Here is a 3,390-nt window from a genome sequence, read left to right on the forward strand (position 1 = left end):
CTGGCGCTGGGTCGGGGTACCGACGTCCATGGCGCGCAGCAGCGGCAGGGTGGGTTTGCCTTCGGCGAGATCGTCACCGACATTTTTGCCCATCTCATCACTTTGGGAGCAGTAGTCCATCACGTCATCGATGATCTGGAAGGCGGTCCCCAGATACTTGCCGTAATCCGTCATGGCGGCTTCGATACGGGCATCCTGGCGGGTGAGCACGGCAGCGAGCCGAGTGGCGGCCTCAAACAGCTTGGCGGTCTTGCAGTAGATGACCGTCATATAACTCTGTTCTGTGGTATCGGGATCGTTGCAGTTCATCAACTGCAGCACCTCGCCTTCGGCGATGGTGTTGGTGGCGTCGGACAGGATCTCCATCACTCGCAGATCGGCGAGCTCGGCCATCATCTGGAAGGAGCGACTGTAGAGATAGTCGCCGACCAGCACGCTGGCGGCATTACCGAACATGGCATTGGCGGTCTCCCGGCCACGGCGCAGATCGGATTCATCGACTACGTCGTCGTGCAGCAGGGTCGAGGTATGGATGAACTCTATGATGGCGGCCAGCTTGAGGTGATCTTCGCCCTCATAGCCCAGTGCTCTTGCCGCCATGACAGTCAGCATGGGGCGCATCCGTTTGCCGCCGGCACTGACGATGTAGAAGCCCAGCTGGTTGATCAGACTGACCTCGGACTGAAGTCGGGCCAGGATCAGCTCATTGACCGCCGTCATGTCGGCGGCACAGAGCGCTCGAATAGTCTGTTGGTCCATAGATCTCGTAACGTGACGGGCAGCAATGTCTGCAGTTTTAGTAATGGCGGGGATTCTACACGATTTCACAATGGGTTACAGTGAAGCGTTTATTCACGGCTCGGTACGTGCGCACAAAATAAACTTTTTGCTAAATTGGTCTTGCCTGAACAGATCGATGTGCGTAGAATGCCGGCCCATTGTTATAGGTTTTTGTGCGGGTCTGGCCTTGAGCAAAAGACTCGCCTTTACGGAGTTAATCAAATGTACGCGGTATTCCAAAGCGGCGGAAAACAACACCGTGTGGCCGAAGGTCAAATCGTTCGTCTTGAAAAGCTGAACGTTGAGACTGGCGCTACTATCGACTTCAATGAAGTTCTGATGGTTGCTGCAGGCGACACTTTTAAAGTAGGTGCTCCTTTCGTTGAAGGTGGCAAGGTTGTAGCTGAAGTTGTGGCTCACGGCCGTGGCGAGAAAGTGACTATCGTCAAGTTCCGTCGTCGTAAGCACCATCGTAAGCAAGCGGGCCACCGTCAGTGGTTCACTGAAGTCAAAATCACTGGCATCAGCGCTTAATTCGAGAGGAATCTGAAAAATGGCACATAAAAAAGCTGGCGGTTCATCCCGTAACGGTCGCGACTCAGAAGCCAAACGTCTCGGCGTTAAGCGCTTCGGCGGCGAAACTGTACTGGCTGGTAGCATCATCGTTCGTCAGCGTGGCACCAAGTTCCACCCTGGCACCAACGTTGGTCTGGGTACCGACCACACTTTGTTCGCTACTGCGACTGGTAAAGTGTTGTTCGAAGTTAAAGGTCCGCAGAATCGTAAGTACGTCAGCATCGTTGCTGAGTAATTACGGACCGCAAGGATCCGAAGCCCCGCCAACCTGGCGGGGCTTTTGTTTTTCTGAAAAGTTTGACGAAAAAACGGCACGCGGATGAGCTGGCGCTGACAGGCCTCATCGCCAAGATGCGTCTCGCCCGCAGGGGTCTGTACCACTATAATTGCGTATCGGTTTTTCGAATTAAGGTGACGGTTACCTATGAAGTTTGTTGATGAAGTCCAAATTCGAGTCGATGCCGGTGACGGTGGTAACGGTTGTGTGAGTTTCCGCCGTGAGAAATTCATCCCTAACGGTGGCCCTGATGGTGGCGACGGTGGTGATGGCGGCGACGTTTATCTGCTTGCCGATGAAAACCTGAATACCCTGATCGACTACCGTTTCGAGCGTTTCCATGCCGCCGAACGTGGTGAGAATGGCCAGAGCGCCAACTGTACTGGTCGCCGTGGCAAGGATCTGACCCTGAAGGTACCGGTCGGTACTCGCGCCAGCGACGAAGATACCGGTGAGCGGCTCGGTGACCTGACCCAGCACGGCCAGAAACTGCTGGTTGCCAAAGGTGGCTTCCATGGCCTGGGTAACACCCGTTTCAAAAGCTCAGTCAACCGAGCCCCTTATCAGAAGAGTAACGGCACCGAGGGTGAAGTTCGCACTCTGAAACTGGAACTGCTGCTGCTGGCTGACGTCGGTATGCTGGGCTTGCCCAATGCAGGTAAATCTACCTTCATCCGTGCCGTCTCTGCCGCCAAACCCAAGGTTGCCGATTATCCCTTCACTACCCTGGTACCTAACCTGGGCGTAGTGCGTGGTGAAAACTCCCGTTCCTTCGTGATTGCCGACATCCCGGGCCTGATCGAAGGCGCTGCCGAAGGCGCGGGTCTGGGGATTCGCTTCCTCAAGCACCTTGAGCGCTGCCGCGTGTTGATCCACCTGGTCGATATCTGCCCGGTTGACGAGTCTGATCCTGCCGAGAACGCAGTGACCATAGTCCGGGAGCTGGAAAAATACAGCCCTGAGCTAGCGAGCAAACCGCGCTGGTTGGTGTTCAACAAGATGGATCTGATCCTGGAAGAGGAAGCGGCCGAGGTCATGGAGCGCGTCAAGACCGCTCTGGCCTACGAAGGCCCCGTCTACGAGATCTCTGCTATCAGCAAGCAAGGTACCAAGAAGGTCTGCTACGACATTCTGGATCTGCTCGATACCATGCCTCGTCAGTTGGAGCAGGATGCCAGGGACGCCATCGAGAAGGTGGAGTTCAAGTGGGATGATTACCACAAGAACCAGCTGGCCCAGGCCGAAGCAGAGGCCGCTGCGGCTTCCCGCGCCTTCGATGAATCCCTCGGTGATGATGATTGGGATGACGACGATGATGACGGCGTGGAAGTCATTTACGTACGTGACTGATCACTCCTCAAGAGGGATGAGATGAATACCGGAGTCTGGCAACGGACTCCGGGTTTTTTTATGGGGGGCGCAATGGTTTTTCATGGACTCGAAGAGTACCAATAGATGTATTTGTGATGCCTGTTCTTGCCTGTCATCGCCAGCTGGTTATACTGCGCACCTGAACGTAACCTGATTGAAACAATATGCTAACACGGTGTCGTGAATTGATATGCATATCTGTTTGGGGATGTTCTTATGGAAGCTTCGTCTGTAAAAATACTTATGCTTAAAATTATGCATTAAAAGCTTGTTTGTGCATTTTTTTGGAGTATTCTTTCGCCCGTTTTGCTGGGCGGGGCATGAGTATGCAGGCGGCCTGGCTAAGGAAAAGTAACATTAAGGCTGTAATCTCATGTTGGAAAAGA

4 protein-coding genes are annotated in these 3,390 nt (G+C 54.1%); 3 read left to right on the plus strand and 1 reads right to left on the minus strand.

What is annotated here, in order from left to right; all coding sequences use genetic code 11:
• Nucleotides 1-759, minus strand: a 759-nt coding sequence (gene ispB, locus G113_RS19505; protein WP_005911256.1) for an octaprenyl diphosphate synthase, incomplete at its 3' end; no start/stop codon positions are given.
• 243 nt (nt 760-1,002) lie between these two features.
• On the opposite strand from ispB, the gene rplU reads away from it, so the two are divergent.
• From rplU to cgtA, 3 genes are all read left to right on the plus strand, one after another.
• Nucleotides 1,003-1,314: a 50S ribosomal protein L21 gene (gene rplU, locus G113_RS20835; protein WP_005304210.1), complete on the plus strand. Its 312-nt coding sequence runs from the start codon at nt 1,003-1,005 to the stop codon at nt 1,312-1,314.
• A gap of 19 nt (nt 1,315-1,333) precedes the next feature.
• Entirely contained in the window at nt 1,334-1,591 is a 258-nt protein-coding gene (gene rpmA, locus G113_RS19515) for a 50S ribosomal protein L27 (RefSeq protein WP_005911261.1), read from the plus strand.
• A gap of 189 nt (nt 1,592-1,780) precedes the next feature.
• Entirely contained in the window at nt 1,781-2,983 is a 1,203-nt protein-coding gene (gene cgtA, locus G113_RS19520; protein ID WP_005911262.1) for an Obg family GTPase CgtA, read from the plus strand.
• Nucleotides 2,984-3,390: the final 407 nt, after the last annotated feature.

The sequence above is a fragment of the Aeromonas molluscorum 848 genome (assembly GCF_000388115.1).
GTDB classification, from domain to species: Bacteria; Pseudomonadota; Gammaproteobacteria; order Enterobacterales; family Aeromonadaceae; genus Aeromonas; species Aeromonas molluscorum.